Consider the following 20,855-nt stretch of genomic DNA (forward strand, 5'->3'; position numbering starts at 1 on the left):
CAGGGAGCAATCATGTCCGATTTTCCATCAAAGGCCCGTGTGGTCATCATCGGCGGCGGCGTCGTCGGCTGTTCGGCACTCTATCACCTGGCCAAGAAGGGCTGGACCGACTGCGTGCTCCTGGAGAAGAACGAGCTGACGGCAGGCTCGACCTGGCACGCGGCGGGCAATGTCCCGACCTTTTCGACCTCCTGGTCGATCATGAACATGCAGCGCTATTCGACCGAACTGTATTCCCGCCTCGGCGAAGAGGTCGATTACCCGATGAATTACCACCAGACCGGTTCGATCCGTCTGGCCCATACCAAGGAGCGGATGCAGGAGTTTGAGCGCGCCTGTTCGATGGGCCGCTACCAGGGCATCGGGATGGAAATCTGGACGCCTGAGCAGGCCAAGGAGCGCTATCCGTTCCTGGAAACCCACGATCTGAAGGGGGTGCTGTGGGATCCGTCAGACGGCGACATCGACCCGGCGCAGGTGACGCAGGCGCTGGCCAAGGGCGCCCGCGACATGGGCGCGAGGATCATCCGCTTCTGCCCGGCAACCGGTGTCACCCAGAAGGAAGACAAGACCTGGATCGTGCATACCGGGAAGGGCGATATCGCCTGTGATTATGTGGTGAACGCCGCCGGTTATTATGCCCAGCGTGTCGGAGAGTGGTTCAAGCCCTATGGCGGCCGCACCGTGCCGATGATGGTGATGAGCCACCAGTATCTGCTGACCGAACAAATCCCCGAGATCGAAGAGCACACCAAGAAGACCGGCAAGAAACTCCCGCTGATCCGCGACGTGGATGTGTCCTATTACCTGCGTCAGGAAAAGAATGGCTACAACCTCGGGCCGTATGAGCCGAACTGCAAAGGCCATTGGATGACCGAGGACGACCGGATGCCGGACGATTTTTCGTTCCAGCTGTGGTCGGACGATCTGGACCGGATCGAGGATATCGTGACCGACGCGATGGAGCGGGTGCCGCTGATGGCGTCCTCCGGTGTCTCCAGCGTGATCAACGGCCCGATCCCCTATGCCCCCGACGGGCTGCCGCTGATTGGCCCGATGCCGGGTGTGGACAACGCGTTTGAGGCCTGCGTCTTTACCTTTGGCATCGCTCAGGGCGGCGGTGCCGGCAAGGTGCTGGCGGAATGGATCGCCGACGGCCAGACCGAGTGGGACATGTGGGCGGTCGATCCGCGCCGCTATACCGACTACACCGATCAGGACTACTGCAACAAGAAAGGCATGGAGGTCTACGGCAACGAATACGCCATGCACTTCCCGCACCACGAATGGCCGGCCGCGCGCGGCAAGAAGGTCAGCCAGGTGCATGGCCGTATCAAGGAACTGGGCGGCCAGATGGGCGCCTACAACGGCTGGGAGCGCGCCAACTGGTTTGCAAAGGACGGTGACGACACCTCCGAGGAGGCCACCCATACCTGGGGCCGCTCCGGCCCGTGGCAGCAGCGGATCAAGGAAGAATGCGAAGCGGTCCGCGACGGTGTTGGCGTGCTGGACCTGCCGGGTTTCTCCCGCTTCAACCTGGACGGTGAGGGCGCAGCCGAGTTTCTGCGCGGGATGATCACCGGGGGTCTGCCCAAGGCGGGCCGGATGAACCTGGTCTACTTCTCGGACAACCGCGGCCGCATCCTGACGGAGATGTCCTGCATCCGCCATGGCGAGGACCACTTCACCCTGATCACCGCAGGGTCGGCCCAGTGGCACGACTTCGAGATCCTGCGCAAAGCACTGCCCGAGGGGCTGACCCTGACCGACCGCACCACGGACTTTGCGACCATGATCGTCACCGGCCCGAAATCGCGGGAGCTGCTGGCGGGCATCTCGGATGCCGATCTGTCGCTGGGCTGGCTGACCCATCAGGAAGCCACCGTCGCGGGCAAGCCCGCCTTTTTGGCGCGGGTGTCCTTTGCCGGCGAGCTGGGCTGGGAGGTCCATTGCGCCAACGCGCATCAGCAGGAGATTTACGAGGCCCTGCTGGCGGGCGGCGCCAAGCCGTTTGGCATGTACGCGCTGAACGCCCTGCGCATCGAAAAGGGCTACCGCACCTGGAAGGGTGATCTCAGCACCGACTATTCGCTGCTTGAAGGCGGGCTGGAACGGTTCGTCAAGCTGGACAAACCGCAGGATTTCCCGGGCAAGGCCGCGATCCAGGCCGAAAAGCAGCGGGGGGTGAAGAAATCCTTTGTCACCCTGATTGTCGACGCCGGTGAGGCGGATGCGCCCTACATGTCCTGCATCTGGAAGGACGGGGAAATCGTGGGCGAAACCACTTCCGGCGACTGGGGCTACCGTGTGAATGCCTCCATCGCGCTGGGCATGGTGCGCGCCGATCTGGCGGTGCCGGGAACCGGGCTGGAGGTCGAGATCTACGGCGAGAAATACCGCGCGGTGGTTCAGAAGGACGAGCCGCTGTGGGATCCGGCGAACGCGCGGTTGCGCGCCTGATCTAACGGCAACTGCCCGGGCCGCGATCTGCCCGGGCTGGTGCCGCATTGCAAAACAGCCTGCGCCGCCGGACCGGTTCCTGTAACCTGGCGGCGCTTGGCACCGGTAAAAAGGATGGTTTGGTATGGCGGAAATCACGCTTCTGGACGGCTCGATCGGGCAGGAGGTTGTCAAACGCTCCGGCGACCGGGCAACGCCGCTCTGGTCTACTGCCGTCATGATGGACCGGCCCGAAGTGGTTGGCAGCATCCATGCCGATTATTTCGCCGCAGGCGCGACGATTGCCACGACAAACACCTATGCCGTGCTGCGCGACCGTCTGAAGCGCGCCGGCATCGAGGACCATTTCGAAGAGCTGCTGGAGAAAGCCGCGGCACAGGCGACGGCTGCCCGGGATGCGCATGGCTCCGGGCGCATCGCTGCTGCGCTGGGGCCGCTGATTGCCTCCTACCGTCCGGACATCTGCCCGCCGCACGATGAAGCGAAACATATCTATGCAGAGCTGGTCTCGCGGCTTGACCCTTCGGCTGATCTGTTCCTGATCGAAACCGTGTCTTCCGTTGAGCAGGCCAAAGGCGCGCTGCTGGGCTGCGCGGGCACCGACAAGCCGGTTTGGCTGGCCGTGTCCGTGAAGGACGACGATGGCACCCGGCTGCGTTCCGGAGAACCGCTGGCAGCGCTTGCGCCGCTGGTTGAGGAGTTCCAGCCCGATGCGGTCCTGATCAACTGTTCGCGGCCTGAGGTTGTCGGCAGCGGGCTGGACATCATCAAAGGCTTCGGCAAGCCGTTTGGCGCCTATGCCAACGGCTTCACCCGGATCTCCGAAGGCTTCCTGAAGGATGCGCCGACCGTCGACGCGCTGGAGCAGCGCCGGGATCTGGGGCCCGAACCTTATGCGGCCCTTGCGATGGGCTGGGTTGCCCAGGGCGCAACCATCGTCGGCGGCTGCTGCGAAATCGGCCCGGATCACATTGCCGAACTGGCCCGCCAGCTGCGTGCGGCCGGGCATCGGATCGTCTGACATCGTCTGCCCAGGGGAGGGGGGATTGGCATGGCTGCTCCGGAAAAACCCAAAGCCGCGGATCCGGCCCGGGTCTGGACCATCGACATCATCGTCACCGAAGGCTTTGTCCTGGTCGAAATGTCGGCGATACTTGAGGTGCTCAGGATCGCCAACCGGGTGCTGGCCCAGCCACCGTTCAAATGGAGGGTACGCTCGCTGCAGGGCGGCCGCGTCGGCTGCCGCGCGGGCCTCAGCCTTGATACCGAACCTTTTGCGGCCAAGCCGGACGCCGATTTCGCCTTCTTCCTTGGCAACTCCGACCCTGACCACCCGGGCCTCAGCCTGGGCCGGGTGATCTCCAGCTACACCTGCCGCGGCATCAAGGTCTACCTGCTGGCTGAGGCTGCGGCGCGGTATATCCGCGACCAGGGCGGGGCGTCCGGGCGGCTCACCACCCATTGGGAAAACTCCGCCCTTCTGCGCGAACGGATGGGGCTGACCGATTCCAGCCACGCGCTGGCCAGCGAGGACGGGCTGGTGGTGACCTGCGCTGGCATGGGATCGACCGTGGATATCATCCTGGCGCTGGTCGGGCGGCTCACCTCTGCCGCCGCGCAGATGACCGTGGGCAACATCATGCTGCATGAACAGGTGCGCGATTTCTCCTCGCTGCAGCCCTTTGCCGGCGCCAAGCCGACCATCACCGGCGACAGCGACCTGGACCACTGCATCCGCATCATGCAGGACAATATCGAAGAACCTGTGCCAATCAGCGATATCGTCGATGAGCTGGGCATCTCCACCCGCTCGCTGGAGCGCAAGTTCAGGACGTTCCTCGGCACCACCCCCAACGGTTTCTACCGCGAAATGCGGCTGTCCAAGGCCAACAACCTCCTGCTCAACACCACCATGAGCGTGCGCGAAATCGGCCTCGCCTGCGGGTTTCCAAACGGGTTTTCCAGCCTTTACAAAAGCTTTTTCGGCATCACCCCCTTTGCCTTGCGCAAGCGCCGCAGGCTGGGGGAGGACGGATCGGAAAATATCCTGAAGGCCGGAGAATAGCGCCGGGGGTCTGACGTTTTTGATGCATTTTGCGCCGCCTGTCCGTGATAATCCGGCCAGGACACTGATTGTGGAGCGATGACATGAGCGATCTTCCCAACAAGGCCCGCGTGGTCATTATCGGCGGCGGTGTGATCGGCTGCTCGGTGGCCTATCACCTGACCAAGCTCGGCTGGCAGGATGTGGTGCTGCTGGAGCGCAAGCAGCTGACCTCCGGCACCACATGGCATGCAGCGGGCCTGATCGGCCAGCTGCGCGCGTCCTCCAACATGACCAAGCTCGCCCGCTATTCGGCAGAGCTGTACATGGGGCTTGAGGCGGAAACCGGCGTCGCCACCGGCATGCGCCAGGTCGGTTCGGTGTCGGCGGCGCTGACCCATGAGCGGCTTGAGGAGCTGTACCGCAACGCCGCCATGGCCCGCGCCTTTGGCGTGCCGGTGGAGGAGCTGTCGCCCAAGGAGGTGAAGGAGCGCTATGAGCACATCAATCTGGACGGCGTGACCGGCGGCGTCTGGCTGCCGACCGACGGGCAGGCGGATCCGGCCAACATCGCATTGGCCCTGGCCAAGGGCGCCCGCCAGCGCGGCGCGCTGGTCAAGGAACGCATCAAGGTTACCGGCATCGCCAAACAGGGCCGCCGCGTCACCGGTGTGGACTGGGTCAGCGACGATGGCGGGGCGCAGGGCCATATCGAATGCGACATGGTGGTGAACTGCGCCGGCATGTGGGGGCATGAGGTCGGCCGCATGGCAGGCGTCAACGTGCCGCTGCACGCTTGCGAGCACTTCTACATCGTGACCGAAGGCATCGAAGGCCTGACCCAGATGCCGGTGCTGCGGGTGCCGGATGAATGCGCCTACTACAAGGAGGACGCCGGCAAGATCCTCTTGGGCGCCTTTGAACCGAACGCCAAACCCTGGGCGATGAACGGCATTCCGGACAGCTTTGAATTCGACCAGCTGCCCGAGGACTTCGACCACTTCGAGCCGATCCTGGAAGCCGCCTGCAACCGGATGCCGATGCTGGCGGAGGCGGGCATTCACACCTTCTTCAATGGCCCGGAATCCTTTACCCCGGACGACGCCTACCATCTGGGCCTGGCGCCGGAGATGGACAATTTCTGGGTCGCGGCAGGCTTCAACTCGATCGGCATCCAGTCTGCAGGCGGTGCCGGCATGGCGCTGGCGCAGTGGATGAAGGACGGCCAGAAGCCGTTTGACCTTGGCGATGTGGACATCTCCCGGATGCACCCGTTCCAGGGCAACAAGCATTACCTGTTCGAGCGCTCGAAAGAGACGCTGGGCCTGCTTTATGCGGACCACTTCCCCTATCGCCAGAAGGCCACCGCCCGCGGCGTGCGCCGGACCCCGTTCCACTATCATCTGAAGGAACAGGGTGCCGTCTTCGGCGAGATCGGCGGCTGGGAGCGCGCCAACTGGTTCGCAAACGCGGGCCAGGAGCGGGAGTACCAGTACAGCTGGAAGCGCCAGAACTGGTTCGAGAACGCTGCCGCCGAACACCGCGCCGTGCGGGAAAATGCCGGCATGTACGACATGTCCTCCTTCGGCAAGATCCGCGTCGAAGGCCCGGATGCGGAGAAGTTCCTGAATTACATCTGCGGCGCCAATGTCTCGGTCCCCGCGGGCAAGATCGTCTACACCCAGTTCCTGAACCCGCGCGGCGGCATCGAGGCGGATGTGACCGTCACCCGACTGTCTGAGACCGTCTATCTGGTGGTGACCCCAGCAGTGACCCGTCTGGCGGATCAGACCTGGATGATGCGCAACAAGGGCGGTTTCAACGTCGTGCTCACCGATGTGACCGCAGGCGAGGGTGTGCTGGCCGTGATGGGGCCGAACGCGCGCAAGCTGTTGCAGAGGGTCTCGCCCAATGATTTCTCCAACGAAGTGAACCCCTTCGGCACCGCGCAGGAGATCGAGCTGGGCATGGGCCTCGCCCGCGTCCACCGGGTGACCTATGTGGGCGAACTGGGCTGGGAGATCTACATCCCGGCTGAGATGTCCGGCCACGCGTTCGAAACCCTCTGGGAGGCTGGCCAGGACATGGGGCTGAAGCTCTGCGGTATGCACATGATGGACAGCTGCCGGATCGAGAAGGGCTTCCGCCACTTCGGCCACGACATCACTTGCGAGGACAATGTGATCGACGCGGGCCTGGGCTTTGCGGTCGCCACCGGCAAGGATGACTTCATCGGCAAGGCTGCGGTGCTGGAGCGCAAGGAAACCGGCCCCAAGGCCCGCATGGTTCAGTTCAAGCTGACCGACCCCGAGCCGCTCTTGTTTCACAACGAACCGATCATCCGCGACGGCAAATACGTGGGCTACCTCAGCTCCGGCAACTACGGCCACACGCTGGGCGCTGCGATCGGCATGGGCTATGTCCCGTGCGAGGGCGAAAGCGCAGCCGATGTGCTGGGCTCCACCTACGAAATCGACGTTTGCGGCGTGAAGGTGAAGGCCGAGGCCGCGCTGAAGCCGATGTACGATCCGAAATCGGAGCGGGTGAAGGCCTAGACCTTCCTTTAGCGGTTTCACCAGCCTCTGCCGCGCCCCGGTCCCGGCGCCGGGGCGTTTTTTGCGGCTGCCTTACGGGAACCTTGCGGGTTCCGCTGCAACGCTTCCCGGGGTTTCGCCGTCTGGCCGTCCGCCGCCTCTTGACCCCGCCGGAAATCCCTTGGAGAAATCCATAAAAAGCCTTGTACGGCAGGGGTAAACAGGTAGGTTGCTTGTCCCGGCCAATGACACGGGCCTGACGAAGAGGATTTGGGATATGAAGATCAGCATCGAACGCGGCACGCTTCTCAAGGCTGTGGCTCAGGCGCAGTCTGTGGTCGAGCGCCGCAACACCATTCCGATTCTGGCGAATGTGCTGATCGAAGCCGAGGGCGACAGCGTCCAGTTCCGTGCCACCGACCTGGATATCGAGGTGGTCGACAAGGCCCCCGCCCAGGTGGAGCGGGCCGGCGCCACCACCGTGGCCGCCACCACCCTGCACGAGATTGTCCGCAAGCTGCCCGACGGCGCGCTGGTGACGCTGACCGCTGACGCCGCAACCGGCCGTCTGGCGGTTGAGGCCGGGCGCTCCAACTTCTCGCTGGCGACCCTGCCGCGGGAGGATTTCCCGGTGATGGCATCGTCCGAATACCACTCGAATTTCGCCGCCAAGGCCGCAGTGCTGCGCCGCCTGTTCGACAAGTCGAAATTCGCAATCTCCACCGAAGAAACCCGCTATTACCTGAACGGTGTCTACCTGCACGTTGCCAATGGCGCCGAAGGCGGCAAAGCCTTGCGCGCGGTCGCCACCGATGGCCACCGCCTGGCCCGCATCGACGCGGAGCTGCCGCTGGGCGCCGAGGACATGCCGGGCGTGATCGTGCCGCGCAAGACCGTGGGCGAGCTGCGCAAGCTGCTGGACGAGGATGACATGGACATTGCCGTGTCTGTCTCTGAAACCAAGGTGCGTTTTGCGACCCCGAACATCACCCTGACCTCCAAGGTGATCGACGGCACCTTCCCCGACTACACCCGCGTGATCCCGGCCGGCAACACCCGCCGCCTTGAGGTCGATGCGGCCGAGTTTGCCCAGGCGGTCGACCGGGTTGCCACCGTCTCCTCCGAACGCTCCCGCGCGGTGAAGCTGCAGCTGGAAGAGGACCGTCTGATCCTGTCGGTCAATGCGCCCGACAGCGGTGCCGCCGAGGAAGAACTGGCGGTTGCCTATAATGACGAGCGGCTGGAGATCGGCTTTAATGCGAAATACCTGCTGGAGATTGCCAACCAGGTGGACCGCGAAAACGCCGTGTTCATGTTCAACTCCTCCGGTGATCCGACCCTGATGCGCGAAGGCAACGACGAAAGTGCCGTTTACGTCGTCATGCCGATGCGGGTCTGAAGCGCCTGACGGCGCTGCCTCCCCTCTCGGCGGCAAAGCCGCCTGCCGGGCAGCGGGACGCGAGTATTTTTGAAAGATGAAAAGGGAGCGCGCCTCGTGCTGGCCCTGACTGCCTTGACCCTGTCCCATTTCCGCTCGCATTTGCGGGCGGAATTGCGTTTGGACGGGCGGCCGGTGGCGATCTGCGGCGACAACGGTGCGGGCAAGACCAACATCCTGGAAGCGGTGTCGCTGTTTTCGCCGGGCCGCGGGTTGCGCCGGGCCAGCGCGGCGGAGATGGCGCGCCAGCCGGAAGCGCTGGGCTGGAAGCTGAGGGGGGAGCTGCGGGCGCCCACGCAGGCCTATGAAGTGGAAACCTGGTCCGAGGGCGGCGCTGCCCGGCAGGTGAAGATCGACAACAAGTCCGCCAGCCAGCTGGCGCTGGGGCAGGTGGCGCGGGTGGTCTGGCTGATCCCGGCAATGGACCGGCTGTGGATCGAGGCGGCGGAGGGGCGGCGGCGGTTTCTGGACCGGATCGCGCTGAGTTTCGAGCCCGGCCATGCCGAGGCCTCGCTGGCCTATGAAAAAGCGATGCGTGAGCGCAACCGGCTGCTGAAGGAGCAGGTGCGCGATGCCGCCTGGTACCGGGTTCTGGAGGACCGCATGGCCGCCGCCGGGCACCGGATTCATGCGGCGCGGGTGCAGGCGGTGGAGCTGCTGCAGCAGGCGCAGGCGGAGGCGGAAACCGCCTTCCCCGCCGCGGAGCTGGAACTGCTGCAGTCGGAGGGCAGCATGCCGTCCTCCGAGACCGATTTCAAAGAGGCGCTGCAGGAAAGCCGGTTCCGCGATTTGGCGGCGGGCCGCACCCTGGTGGGGCCGCACCGGACCGACCTGATCGGCACCTACCGGGCCAAGGGCATCCCGGCCAAGGATTGCTCCACCGGAGAGCAGAAGGCGCTGCTGGTGTCCTTGATCCTGGCCAACGCGCGGGCGCTGGCGCAGCGCGAGGGGGCGCCGCCGATCCTGCTGCTGGACGAGGTGGCGGCGCATCTGGACGCGGGCCGCCGGGCCGCGCTTTATGACGAGATCTGCGCGCTTGGCACCCAGGCCTGGATGACCGGCACCGGGCCGGAGCTGTTCGCCGAACTGGAAGGCCGCGCGCAGATGCTGGAAGTCTCCGACCGCGGCGGCACCTCGGAGGTTTTGCAGAAATGACCGTCACGCCTTGGGACCTGACCCTTTATGCGGGCGCACTGCTGATCCTGTTCCTGACCCCGGGTCCGGTCTGGCTGGCGCTGGTGGCGCGCTCGGTCTCGGGCGGGTTCCAGGCGGCCTGGCCGCTGGCGCTGGGGGTGGCCTGCGGCGATATCCTGTGGCCGCTGATCGCGGTGGCGGGCATGTCCTGGGTGGTGTCGGAATTCACTGGCATCATGACCGCGCTGCGCTGGGTGGCCTGCCTGATGTTCCTTGGCATGGGGTATCTGCTGATCCGTCATGCCGGCGACGCGGTAGAGGAAAACCGGGCGCTCACCCGGCCCGGTGTCTGGGCCGGGTTCATGGCGGGGATTGCCGCGATCCTGGGCAATCCCAAGGCGATCCTGTTCTACATGGGGGTGCTGCCGGGGTTCTTTGACCTGTCGGGCACCTCCTGGCCGGATGTGGCTGCGATCGTGACCTTGTCCTTCGTGATCCCGCTGGTCGGCAACCTGGCGCTGGCGGGCATGGTGCACCGGGTGCGGCGCGCGGTGACCTCCCCGCGGATCCGGCGGCGCATCAACCTGGTGTCGGGCGGGCTGCTGATCGGGGTGGGGCTGGTGATTCCGTTCACCTGAGCGCCGCCTCTAGCCGGGCGGCTGCAGCCAGGCCTGCAGATAAGGTTCGAGCGCCTGGGCGGGCGATGCGTCGTTTGCGTGCCCGGCGCAGAACCACACCCCCAGCACATGGTTGAGAAAACCCTGGATGCCTTCCGCCAGCAGGTCCGGCGGCTGGTCCTGGCGGGCCTTGCCCGATGCCTGAAGGGTTTGCAGCCAGCCTGTCAGCATGGTGACCTGGCGGATGAAGCTGGCCGCCACCACTTCGTCCGGTTCCGCGGCGGTGGTGCCTGAATAGCGCAGGAGCAGGTCAAAGATCACCCGGTCCTGCGCCACATAGTCCAGATGCGGCGCCAGCCGGGCGGTCAGGGCGGCAACGTCTGCGGGGGTGCCTTCATCTTCCATCCGGTCCAGCAGGCGCGTCACCTCTTCCCCGATCAGGACCGCCAGCAGCCCGTCCTTGTCCTTGAAGTGGGAAAACAGGGTGCCCTTGGCCACGCCGGCCCGGGCGACCACATCCTCCACCCGCAATCCGCTGTAGCCCTGCTCCTGCACGATGGCGGCCGCCACGTGCAGCAGTTTCGCCCGGGTTTCCAGCCGCCGTTTCTGCGGTGCGCGTGTCATGTCTCAGCCTCACGAGTTCATTACTGACCGCGGTCATTTTTATAATTGACCAAGGTCATTTTTTGTTCAATAAAGTGACCATGGTCAACTTAACTTGCGGAGCCCGATATGTCTTCCCGGAAAATCCTGATTCTGAACGGCCACCCTGGCCAAACCTCGTTGTCGAAGTCGCTCTGCGCCGCCTATCAGGCCGCGGCTGAGGCAAACGGCCACCACGTGCGCTGCCACGACATCTCGCAGATGCAGTTCGATATGGACTACGGGCAGAGCGGGTACAAAAACCCCAAACCTCTGGAGCCGGATCTGGCCGCCTTTCTGGAGGATCTGGAGTGGTCGGAGCACGTGGTGATGGCCGCGCCGCTGTGGTGGGGGGCGGTGCCGGCCAAGCTGAAAGCGGTGTTTGACCGGGCCTTGCTGCCAGGCCGCGCCTTTGACACCCGCAACGTCAATTTCATGGGCCTGCCGGCACCGATGCTGACCGGCAAGACCGCCCGGGTGCTGCTGACCTCTGACACGCCTTCCCTGTGGCTGCGGCTGTTCTACGGCAACGCGGTGAAGAAATTCATCAGCCGCCAAATCCTTGGCTTTGTCGGCATCAAACCCACGCGGTTCACCACGTTTGCGCCGGCCACGGACGCGCCGCAGGCCAAGGTCGGAACCTGGCTTAGAACGGCAAGCGGGCTGGGGGCCAAAGCGGCTTGATTCTGCCAAGAAAAAAGGGGGGTTGCGCGTGACATTCCCGGTCAGACTTCGTATAAAATCCCGAAGCTAAGACAGGAAGATGTGAATGTCCGGAAACGAGCAGGCCCCCGCAGAATATGGCGCGGATTCCATCAAGGTTCTCAAAGGGTTGGAGGCAGTTCGCAAGCGCCCCGGCATGTACATCGGGGACACGGATGACGGCTCGGGCCTGCATCACATGGTGTATGAGGTCGTGGACAACGGCATCGACGAAGCGCTGGCAGGCCACGCCGACCATGTGACCGTCAAGATCCACGCCGATTCCAGCGTCTCCGTCAGCGACAACGGGCGCGGGATTCCGGTGGGCATCCACGAGGAAGAAGGCGTTTCGGCGGCCGAAGTCATCATGACCCAGCTGCACGCCGGCGGTAAGTTCGACAGCAATTCCTACAAGGTGTCCGGCGGTCTGCACGGGGTGGGTGTCTCCGTGGTGAACGCGCTGTCCGACTGGCTGGAACTGCGCATCTGGCGCGACGGCAAGGAACACATCGCCCGGTTCGAGCGCGGCGATACCGTCAAGCATCTGGAAGTGGTCGGCGATTGCGGCGACCGGACCGGCACCGAGGTCAGGTTCATGGCGTCGACCGATACGTTCTCGAATCTGGAGTATTCGTTCGAGACGCTGGAAAAACGCCTGCGTGAGCTGGCCTTCCTGAATTCCGGTGTGCGGATCATTCTGGAGGACGAACGCCCGGCGGAGAAGCTCATGGCCGAACTCTATTACGAAGGCGGCGTCAGGGAGTTCGTCAAATACCTTGACCGGCACAAGACCCCGGTGATGGACACTCCGGTCTACATCGTGGGGGAAAAGGACGACATCGGCGTCGAGATCGCCATGTGGTGGAACGACAGCTACCATGAGACGGTGCTGCCCTTCACCAACAACATTCCGCAGCGCGATGGCGGCACCCATGTGGCGGGCTTCCGCGGTGCGCTGACCCGGACCATCAACAACTACGCGCAGAGTTCGGGCATCGCCAAGAAGGAGAAGGTCTCCTTCACCGGTGACGACGCCCGCGAAGGGCTGACCTGTGTTCTGTCGGTCAAAGTGCCGGACCCGAAATTCTCCAGCCAGACCAAGGACAAGCTGGTCTCCTCCGAGGTGCGCCCGGTGGTGGAGAGCCTGATGGGCGAAAAGCTGGCCGAATGGTTCGAGGAAAACCCCAACCAGGCAAAGCAGATCGTCGGCAAGATCGTCGAAGCCGCGCTGGCGCGCGAGGCCGCCCGCAAGGCGCGCGAGCTGACCCGCCGCAAGACCGCGATGGACGTGAACTATCTGGCGGGCAAGCTGAAGGACTGTTCCGAGAAAGACCCCTCCAAGACCGAAGTCTTCCTGGTCGAGGGTGACTCGGCCGGCGGCTCCGCCCAGACGGGCCGGGACCGGATGACCCAGGCGATTCTGCCCCTGCGCGGCAAGATCCTGAACGTGGAACGGGCGCGCTTCGACCGGATGCTGTCGAGCCAGGAGATCGGCAACCTGGTGATGGCGCTGGGCACCGGCATCGGCCGGGATGAGTTCGACATCTCCAAGCTGCGCTACCACAAGATCGTCATCATGACCGACGCTGACGTCGACGGTGCCCACATCCGCACGCTGCTGCTGACCTTCTTCTACCGCCAGATGCCGGAGCTGATCGAGGGCGGCTACCTCTACATTGCGCAGCCGCCGCTTTATAAGGTCGCGCGCGGCAAGTCGGAGGTCTACCTCAAGGATCAGGCGGCGCTGGATGATTATCTGATCAACCAGGGCGTCGATGGCGCGCTGCTGAAACTGGGCGACGGCTCCGAGATTGCCGGGGCCGACCTGACCCGCGTGGTGGATGAGGCGCGCCAGCTCAAGCGCGTGCTGGATGCCTTCCCGACCCATTACCCGCGCCACATTCTGGAGCAGGCCGCGGTGGCCGGCGCCTTTGTGCCCGGGGCTGTGGACTCCGACCTGCAGGGGGTTGCTGACAAAGTGGCGACCCGCCTCGACGCCATCGCGCTGGAATACGAGCGCGGCTGGCAGGGCCGGATCACCCAGGACCACGGCATCCGCCTGGCCCGCATCCTGCGCGGGGTGGAGGAAGTGCGCACCCTGGACGGCCCGATGCTGCGCTCCGGCGAGGCCCGCAAGACCGGCAGCTTCACCAAGAGCCTGCAGGAAATCTATGGTGCCACCGCCCAACTGGTGCGCCGCGACCGCAGCCAGCTCATCCACGGGCCGCTGGGCCTGTTGCAGGCGATTCTGGAGGAGGGCGAGAAGGGCCTCACCCTGCAGCGCTACAAGGGCCTGGGAGAAATGAACCCGGACCAGCTATGGGAAACCACCCTGGACCCGGACGCCCGCACGCTGCTGCAGGTGCGCGTCGACGATATGGTCGAAGCGGATGACCTGTTCACCAAGCTGATGGGCGACGTCGTGGAACCCCGCCGGGAATTCATCCAGAAAAACGCCCTCAGCGTCGAAAACCTGGACTTCTAAAACCTCCCTTGCAGCCCTTGCCCCACCGCCTGCGGCTGTGGGGCAAGGGCCGGCAGAGCGTGCGGGTGAGGGCTGCCCGCCTCGGACCCGGCGGCGGCTTTGCGCCGCCATTACGGGTCTGCCCGCTTCTGTGATCGCGGCCGCCCGCAGGCTTCAGGCCGTTTGATCGGCCGCCGCGTTGCTACTTTTGGAAATTCTTAACAACCAGCAGCAGAAGAGGTTGCGCTAGGTCAACCAAATCTTACTTCTGATTATTTGAATGTTTTGAATTTCCAAATCAACCACTTAGAAAATGACTCAGATCAAGGTGCCGGTCGCTGGTCCTCCGCATTCTCCGGTCCAGCGAAGCGCGACCGACCTGGAAAAACAGCATCTGAGATGACCGTTTCCTGGCTGGCCTGCTCCGCTGAGAAAGTGAGAGCCAAGGAGGGCACATATGTCCGAACAGCCAACCAAAGCCGAAGAGCGGAACACTTTCCTGTTTCTCGCCGTCATCCTGGCGCCGGTTCTGGCGGTGGGAATTGTCGGCGGTTACGGCCTGATTATCTGGATCTCCCAGATCTTCCTGGGCCCGCCCGCAGGTTAAGAGGCCAGGCCGATGCCAGCCCATGCCAGCACAGCCCCTTCCCGGCGCGCCTTCCTGACCGGACGGGTCGCCAGGCCCAAGCCGGAATTCCGCCCCCCCTGGACCGATGAGGCCCGGGTGCAGGCGCATTGCACCAGCTGCAATGCCTGCGTGGAGGCGTGCCCGGAAGAGGTTATCGAATGCGACAGCCGGGGCCGCCCGCGGATCAATTTCCGCGGCGGCGAGTGCACCTTTTGCGCGGCCTGCGCTGAGGCCTGCCCGGAACCCGTGTTCGACCTGGCGCAGCCTGCCCCCTGGCCGGTGACCGTGGACATCGGCAGCAGCTGCCTGCTGGCCGCGGGAATCACCTGCCAGCTGTGCACCGACATCTGCGACGCGCGCGCCCTGCGGATGGATCTGTCGGTCCGCCCGGCGGGTGCCATCCAGGTTGATGCGGATGCCTGCACCGGCTGCGGCGCCTGCCTTGCCACCTGTCCCAACAACGCCATCGCGATCCGCGACCCCCGCCAGCAAAGGAGCCACGGGTGACAAAAGAGGTTCATATTTCCAGCCTGCTGGTGCGCAGCAACCCGGCCCGCATGGCCGCCGTGCTGGACACCATCAAAGCCATGCCGAACGCCGAGATTTCGCAAACAGACCCCTCGGGCAAAATTGTCGTCTTGTTCGAAGCGGACAGTGACCGTGCCATTGGCGATGCCCTGGCCGAAATCCAGCTTCTCGACGGCGTCGCCAGCGCGGCGCTTGTCTTCCATCAGACCTGTGATGCCCAGGAACTCGCCCTTCAGGAAGGAACCCCCCAATGACCGGACTTACACGCCGTGACGCCATCAAGGCGCAGGCCGCTGCAGCCGCGGCCCTTGCCGCCGGGCTGCCGATCCCCGCGGCCGCACAGAACCTTGTCACCGACGCCAATGTGACCGAGCTGAAATGGTCCAAGGCCGCCTGCCGCTTCTGCGGCACCGGCTGCTCGATCATGGTGGCCACCAAGGCAGGCCGCGTGGTCGCCACCCATGGCGACACCCAGGCCGAGGTCAACCGCGGCCTGAACTGCGTCAAGGGCTACTTCCTGTCCAAGATCATGTATGGCGCCGACCGCCTGACCCAGCCGCTGCTGCGGAAAACGGGCGGCGAATATGACAAGAACGGCGAGTTCACCCCGGTCTCCTGGGACGAGGCCTTCGACATCATGGCCGAGAAGTGGAAAAAGACCCTGGCCGAGAAGGGCCCCGAGGGCATCGGCATGTTCGGCTCCGGCCAGTGGACCGTCTGGGAAGGCTATGCAGCCTCCAAGCTGATGAAGGCGGGCTTCCGCTCCAACAACATCGACCCCAACGCGCGCCACTGCATGGCCTCTGCCGTGGGCGGCTTCATGCGCACCTTCGGCATCGACGAGCCGATGGGCTGCTATGACGACTTCGAGAACGCCGACGCCTTTGTGCTGTGGGGCTCTAACATGGCGGAGATGCACCCGATCCTGTGGACCCGCATCACCGACCGCCGCTTCAGCCATCCGCATGTCAAGGTGGCGGTGCTGTCGACCTTCACCCACCGCAGCTTCGACCTGGCGGACATTCCGGCGGTGTTCACCCCGCACTCCGACCTGGTGATCCTGAACTACATCGCCAACTACATCATCCAGAACGATGCAGTGCATAAGGACTTCGTCGCCAAGCACGTCAACTTCAAACGCGGCAACCAGGACATCGGCTATGGCCTGCGTCCGGAGCACCCGCTGGAGCAGGCGGCAGAGAATGCGGACAAGGCCGGCGGCGCCGAGCCGATGAGCTTTGAGGAATTCGCCGAATTCGTTTCCGAATACACGCTTGAAAAAGCGGCGGAAATGTCCGGTGTCCCGGCTGAGACGCTGGAGAAGATCGCCAAGCTCTACGCCGATCCCGATACCAAGGTGATGTCGCTCTGGACCATGGGCGTCAACCAGCACACCCGCGGTGTCTGGGTGAACAACCTGCTCTACAACATCCACCTGCTGACCGGCAAAATCTCCACTCCCGGCAACTCGCCGTTCTCGCTGACCGGCCAGCCCTCCGCCTGCGGCACCGCGCGCGAGGTGGGCACCTTCTCGCACCGTCTGCCCGCCGACATGGTGGTCAAGAACCCGGAACACCGCGCCTATGCCGAAAAAATCTGGAAACTGCCCGAAGGCACCATTCCGGGCTGGGTCGGCTCCCACGCGGTGAAGCAGAACCGCGACCTGAAGGACGGCAAGATCAACTGCTACTGGGTGCAGGTGAACAACAACATGCAGGCTGCCCCCAACATGATGGAGGAAGGGCTGCCGGGCTACCGCAACCCCGACAACTTCATCGTGGTGTCGGACGCCTATCCGACAGTGACGGCCGAAGCCGCTGACCTGATCCTGCCCGCCGCCATGTGGGTGGAAAAGGAAGGCGCCTACGGCAACGCCGAACGCCGCACCCAGTTCTGGTACCAGCTGGTCAACGCGCCGGGTGAGTCGAAATCCGACCTGTGGCAGCTTGCGGAATTCTCCAAGCGCTTCACAACAGATGAGGTCTGGCCGGCCGAAATCCTGGACGCCAACCCCGAATACAAGGGCAAGACCCTGTTCGAGGTGCTGTTCGCCAACGGCAAGGTCGACAAATACGAGCTGTCCGAGAAGGCCCGCGAATACGGCAACCACGAATCCGAGGACTTCGGCTTTTACATCCAAAAGGGCCTGTTCGAGGAATACGCTGAATTCGGACGCGGCAAGGCGCATGACCTGGCACCATTTGACACCTACCACGAGGTGCGCGGCCTGCGCTGGCCGGTTGTGGACGGCAAGGAAACCCTCTGGCGCTTCAAGGAAGGCTCCGATCCCTACGTCAAACCCGGCGCGGACTATGAATTCTACGGCAAGCCAGACGGCAAGGCGGTGATCTTTGCGCTGCCCTATGAGCCGCCGGCGGAAAGCCCGGATGACGAATACCCGATGTGGCTGGCAACGGGGCGTGTGCTGGAGCACTGGCACTCCGGCTCGATGACCCAGCGGGTGCCGGAGCTTTATCAGGCGGTGCCTGACGCGCTTTGCTACATGCACCCCGACGACGCCAAGGCCCAGGGCTTTAGGCGCGGCACCGAGGTGCGGATCATCTCGCGGCGCGGCGAAATCCGCACCCGTGTGGAAACCCGCGGCCGCAACAAACCGCCCAAAGGCCTGGTCTTTGTGCCCTGGTTCGATGCGCGCCGGCTGATCAACAAGGTCACGCTGGATGCCACCGACCCGATCTCGAAACAGACGGACTTCAAAAAATGCGCAGTCCGTATCGAAGCAGTGTGAGGCCCGTCATGAAACATCTCCGTCTCGCCATCCTGGCCGCACCGATCCTGCTGGCCTCGGCCGCTTTCGCCCAGAACCAGGTCGCCACGCTGCGCAACAATGCGCCGCTGGCGGAAGAGGGCGAAGCCACCCAGATCCCCGGCATCGTCAACACCGACATCCGCCAGGTGCGCAACTATCCGGATCAGCCGCCGCTGATCCCGCATAAGACCGACAACTACCAGGTCGATCTGAACTCCAACAAATGCCTGACCTGCCACAGCCGCACCGCCGTGGAAGTCAGCCAGGCACCGATGATCTCGGTCACCCACTTCATGAACCGCGAGGGCCAGACCCTCGCCGCGGTCAGCCCGCGGCGCTATTTCTGCACCCAGTGCCATGTGGTGCAGACCAACGCCCGGCCGCTGGTCGAGAATGAGTTCGTCGATGTCGACAAGGTGCTGGATTACGTCCACTCCAAACAGGGCGGGGCGGACTGATGATTGCTTTCCTGAAACGGCTCTGGTGGATCATCAGGCGACCCAGCGCCTATTTCTCGCTCGGCTTCCTGACCATGGGCGGCTTTGTGATGGGGATCATCTTCTGGGGCGGCTTCAACACCGCGCTTGAGGTGACCAACACCGAGGCGTTCTGCACCAGCTGCCACGAAATGCGCGACAACGTGTTCGAGGAGCTGAAGCCGACAATCCACTATTCCAATCGCTCCGGCGTGCGCGCGTCCTGCCCGGACTGCCACGTGCCGCATAACTGGACCAACAAGATCGCCCGCAAGATGCAGGCCTCCAAGGAAGTCTGGGGCAAGATCTTCGGCACCATCAACACCCGGGAGAAGTTCCTGGAGCACCGGCTGGAGCTGGCGCAGCACGAATGGGCGCGGCTTGAGGCGAATGACAGCTTGGAATGCCGCAACTGCCACTCGGACGAATCGATGGACATCACCCGCCAGTCCAAGCGGGCGGCGGACGCGCATGAGCGCTTCCTGTTCACCGGCGAGAAGACCTGCATCAGCTGCCACAAGGGCATCGCCCACCAGTTGCCCGACATGGCCGCAGCCGAAGGCGAGGATCACGCAGGCCTGCTGGCCCCGGCCCATGGCGAGGGTCTCCTGGCCAGCACCCGCAGCTATCTGGGTCTGAACGGCAACTGACGCTGCCAGCCCAAAAAACACGAGAAGGCCGCTGTCCCGATGGGCAGCGGCCTTTTTCGTGCCTGTTTTCAGGCTCAGGCTTACAGCGGGATGCTGCCCAGATGGTCTTCGCCGCGCTCCCGCGCCAGCTTCATCTGCTTCTGCCGCTCGCGGAACCGCACCTTGTCCTCTTCCGAGGTCTGATCGATGCACAGGTGGCAGCTGACGCCCTGCTCGAATTCAGGCCGCGCCTTGTCTTCCGGCAGGATCGGGCGGCGGCAGCCGTGGCACAGCTCATGCGGGCCTTCGACCAGCCCGTGGCCGACCGACACCCGGTTGTCGAAGACAAAGCATTCGCCTTCCCAGGTGCTGTTTTCCGCGGGCATTTCCTCCAGGTAGCGCAGGATGCCGCCCTTCAGGTGATAGACGTCCTCCACCCCCTGTCCGAGCAGGTAGTTGGTCGACTTCTCGCAGCGGATGCCGCCGGTGCAGAACATCGCAACACGCTTGTTGTGGAAGCGGTCCTTGTTCTCCTCCCACCAGGCGGGGAAATCGCGGAAGCTCTCGGTCTTGGGGTCGATCGCGCCTTCAAAGGTGCCGATCGCCACTTCGTAATCGTTGCGGGTGTCGATCAGCACCACATCGTCCTGCCGGATCAGGTCGTTCCACTCCTCCGGCTCGACGTAATGCCCGACCGAGGCCTGCGGATCCACGTCCGGCTGGCCCATGGTGACGATCTCTTTCTTCAGCCGCACCTTCATCTTTCCAAAGGGCGGCTCTGCCGCAGTGGCCTCTTTCCATTCCAGCCCCGCGCAGCCGGGCAGGGATTTGATATGGGCGAGCACCGCATCAATGCCGGCCCTCGGGCCTGCGATGGTGCCATTGATCCCCTCCTGCGCCAGCAGCAGCGAGCCTTTGACGCCCTGCGCCTGGCACAGGTCCAAGAGCGCCGGGCGGATGGCGGCGGGATCAGGGAAACGGGTGAAGTGATAGAGGGCAGCAATCGTGTACATGCCCCGGCCTTAGAACCATGGCGCGCGGTTTTCAAGACCAAGAACCTCCTGCGCGGGGCCAATAAAACAAGGGCTTGGCATGTATGTTTTCGCCTGCGTCAGCCCGCCGCCCGCCAGCGGCAGTTCCCAAGCGGCACTTGTGCCGTTACAAATTGTGCAAGCCAGCAAAGGAGTTGCCGATGACCCAGGCCCTGATCGTTGTGGATGTGCAGAATGACTTCTGTCCGGGCGGGGCGCTGGCGGTGCCCGGCGGGGACGAAGTGGTGGCCCCCATCAACGCCATGATGGCGCAGTTCGAGACGGTGATTCTGACCCAGGACTGGCACCCGGCGGGGCATTCCTCCTTCGCCTCCGCGCACCCGGGCAAGGCCCCGTTCGAAACGGTGGAGATGCCCTATGGCACCCAGGTTCTGTGGCCCGATCACTGCGTGCAGGGCACCGGCGGGGCGGCCTTTCACAAGGATCTGCGCACCGATGGCGACCTGATTATCCGCAAGGGGTTCCGCCCCGCGATCGACAGCTATTCCGGCTTTTTCGAAAACGACAAGACCACGCCCACCGGACTGGAAGGATACCTCCGCAGCCGGGGCATCACGCGGCTGGCCCTGGCCGGGCTTGCCACCGACTTTTGCGTTGCCTTCACGGCGCTGGACGCGGCCCGGCTTGGGTTTGAGGTCACGGTTGATCTGGCCGCCTGCCGGGCGATTGATCTGGATGGCTCGCTGCAGGCGGCGCTGGATCAGATGAAAGAGGCGGGAATTGTGCTTCAATCCTGA

General features: G+C 64.1%; 18 protein-coding genes. 16 read left to right on the plus strand and 2 right to left on the minus strand.

Going from position 1 to position 20,855, the window contains the following annotated elements; all coding sequences use genetic code 11:
* Positions 1-12: 12 nt before the first annotated feature.
* The 7 genes from B2P87_RS18125 (at position 13) to B2P87_RS18155 (ending at position 10,248) form a co-directional block, all read left to right on the plus strand.
* Positions 13-2,460 carry a GcvT family protein gene (locus tag B2P87_RS18125; RefSeq protein WP_141891814.1) on the plus strand — a complete coding sequence of 816 codons (2,448 nt, stop codon included), beginning with the start codon at positions 13-15 and terminating at the stop codon, positions 2,458-2,460.
* A gap of 124 nt (positions 2,461-2,584) precedes the next feature.
* Positions 2,585-3,481: a homocysteine S-methyltransferase family protein gene (locus B2P87_RS18130; protein WP_141891815.1), complete on the plus strand. Its 897-nt coding sequence runs from the start codon at positions 2,585-2,587 to the stop codon at positions 3,479-3,481.
* A 30-nt stretch (positions 3,482-3,511) separates the two neighbouring features.
* Positions 3,512-4,525, plus strand: coding sequence for a GlxA family transcriptional regulator (locus B2P87_RS18135; protein ID WP_141891816.1), 1,014 nt, complete (start codon positions 3,512-3,514; stop codon positions 4,523-4,525).
* 83 nt (positions 4,526-4,608) lie between these two features.
* Entirely contained in the window at positions 4,609-7,059 is a 2,451-nt protein-coding gene (locus tag B2P87_RS18140) for a GcvT family protein (RefSeq protein ID WP_141891817.1), read from the plus strand.
* A gap of 256 nt (positions 7,060-7,315) precedes the next feature.
* Complete coding sequence (gene dnaN, locus B2P87_RS18145; protein WP_008555993.1) at positions 7,316-8,437, plus strand: DNA polymerase III subunit beta; 1,122 nt, start codon at positions 7,316-7,318, stop codon at positions 8,435-8,437.
* Positions 8,438-8,533: 96 nt separating this feature from the next.
* Positions 8,534-9,631, plus strand: coding sequence for a DNA replication/repair protein RecF (gene recF / locus B2P87_RS18150; RefSeq protein WP_141891818.1), 1,098 nt, complete (start codon positions 8,534-8,536; stop codon positions 9,629-9,631).
* A complete protein-coding gene (locus tag B2P87_RS18155; RefSeq protein ID WP_141891819.1) occupies positions 9,628-10,248 on the plus strand; it encodes a LysE family translocator in 621 nt (206 codons plus the stop codon). Before recF ends, B2P87_RS18155 begins: the two co-directional genes overlap by 4 nt.
* A 9-nt stretch (positions 10,249-10,257) precedes the next feature.
* On the opposite strand, the gene B2P87_RS18160 is transcribed toward B2P87_RS18155, so the two are convergent.
* A complete protein-coding gene (locus B2P87_RS18160) occupies positions 10,258-10,851 on the minus strand; it encodes a TetR/AcrR family transcriptional regulator (protein ID WP_141891820.1) in 594 nt (197 codons plus the stop codon).
* A gap of 108 nt (positions 10,852-10,959) precedes the next feature.
* Here B2P87_RS18160 and B2P87_RS18165 point away from each other — a divergent pair, with 108 nt between their 5' ends.
* The 8 genes from B2P87_RS18165 (at position 10,960) to B2P87_RS18200 (ending at position 19,087) form a co-directional block, all read left to right on the plus strand.
* On the plus strand, positions 10,960-11,553 hold the full coding sequence (locus B2P87_RS18165) for an NAD(P)H-dependent oxidoreductase (protein ID WP_141891821.1): 594 nt from the start codon (positions 10,960-10,962) through the stop codon (positions 11,551-11,553).
* A gap of 85 nt (positions 11,554-11,638) precedes the next feature.
* Positions 11,639-14,056 carry a DNA topoisomerase (ATP-hydrolyzing) subunit B gene (gene gyrB, locus B2P87_RS18170; protein WP_141891822.1) on the plus strand — a complete coding sequence of 806 codons (2,418 nt, stop codon included), beginning with the start codon at positions 11,639-11,641 and terminating at the stop codon, positions 14,054-14,056.
* 436 nt (positions 14,057-14,492) lie between these two features.
* The gene (gene napE, locus B2P87_RS18175) at positions 14,493-14,642 is read left to right on the plus strand and encodes a periplasmic nitrate reductase, NapE protein (protein WP_008553292.1); all 150 of its coding nucleotides are present in this window, start codon (positions 14,493-14,495) and stop codon (positions 14,640-14,642) included.
* 12 nt (positions 14,643-14,654) lie between these two features.
* Positions 14,655-15,170 carry a ferredoxin-type protein NapF gene (napF, locus tag B2P87_RS18180; protein WP_141891823.1) on the plus strand — a complete coding sequence of 172 codons (516 nt, stop codon included), beginning with the start codon at positions 14,655-14,657 and terminating at the stop codon, positions 15,168-15,170.
* The gene (locus tag B2P87_RS18185) at positions 15,167-15,445 is read left to right on the plus strand and encodes a chaperone NapD (protein ID WP_058285347.1); all 279 of its coding nucleotides are present in this window, start codon (positions 15,167-15,169) and stop codon (positions 15,443-15,445) included. Before napF ends, B2P87_RS18185 begins: the two co-directional genes overlap by 4 nt.
* Entirely contained in the window at positions 15,442-17,940 is a 2,499-nt protein-coding gene (gene napA, locus B2P87_RS18190; protein WP_141891824.1) for a nitrate reductase catalytic subunit NapA, read from the plus strand. Before B2P87_RS18185 ends, napA begins: the two co-directional genes overlap by 4 nt.
* A gap of 8 nt (positions 17,941-17,948) precedes the next feature.
* Positions 17,949-18,419: a nitrate reductase cytochrome c-type subunit gene (locus tag B2P87_RS18195; RefSeq protein WP_058285349.1), complete on the plus strand. Its 471-nt coding sequence runs from the start codon at positions 17,949-17,951 to the stop codon at positions 18,417-18,419.
* On the plus strand, positions 18,419-19,087 hold the full coding sequence (locus B2P87_RS18200) for a NapC/NirT family cytochrome c (RefSeq protein WP_141891825.1): 669 nt from the start codon (positions 18,419-18,421) through the stop codon (positions 19,085-19,087). Before B2P87_RS18195 ends, B2P87_RS18200 begins: the two co-directional genes overlap by 1 nt.
* 80 nt (positions 19,088-19,167) lie before the next feature.
* On the opposite strand, the gene B2P87_RS18205 is transcribed toward B2P87_RS18200, so the two are convergent.
* Positions 19,168-20,079, minus strand: coding sequence for a rhodanese-related sulfurtransferase (locus tag B2P87_RS18205; RefSeq protein WP_141891826.1), 912 nt, complete (start codon positions 20,077-20,079; stop codon positions 19,168-19,170).
* A gap of 179 nt (positions 20,080-20,258) precedes the next feature.
* Here B2P87_RS18205 and pncA point away from each other — a divergent pair, with 179 nt between their 5' ends.
* Positions 20,259-20,855, plus strand: a complete 597-nt coding sequence (gene pncA / locus B2P87_RS18210; protein ID WP_141891827.1) for a bifunctional nicotinamidase/pyrazinamidase — start codon at positions 20,259-20,261, stop codon at positions 20,853-20,855.

Origin of the sequence: Leisingera sp. UBA4491, assembly GCF_002388965.1 — a bacterium.
GTDB classification, from domain to species: domain Bacteria; phylum Pseudomonadota; class Alphaproteobacteria; order Rhodobacterales; family Rhodobacteraceae; genus Leisingera; species Leisingera aquaemixtae.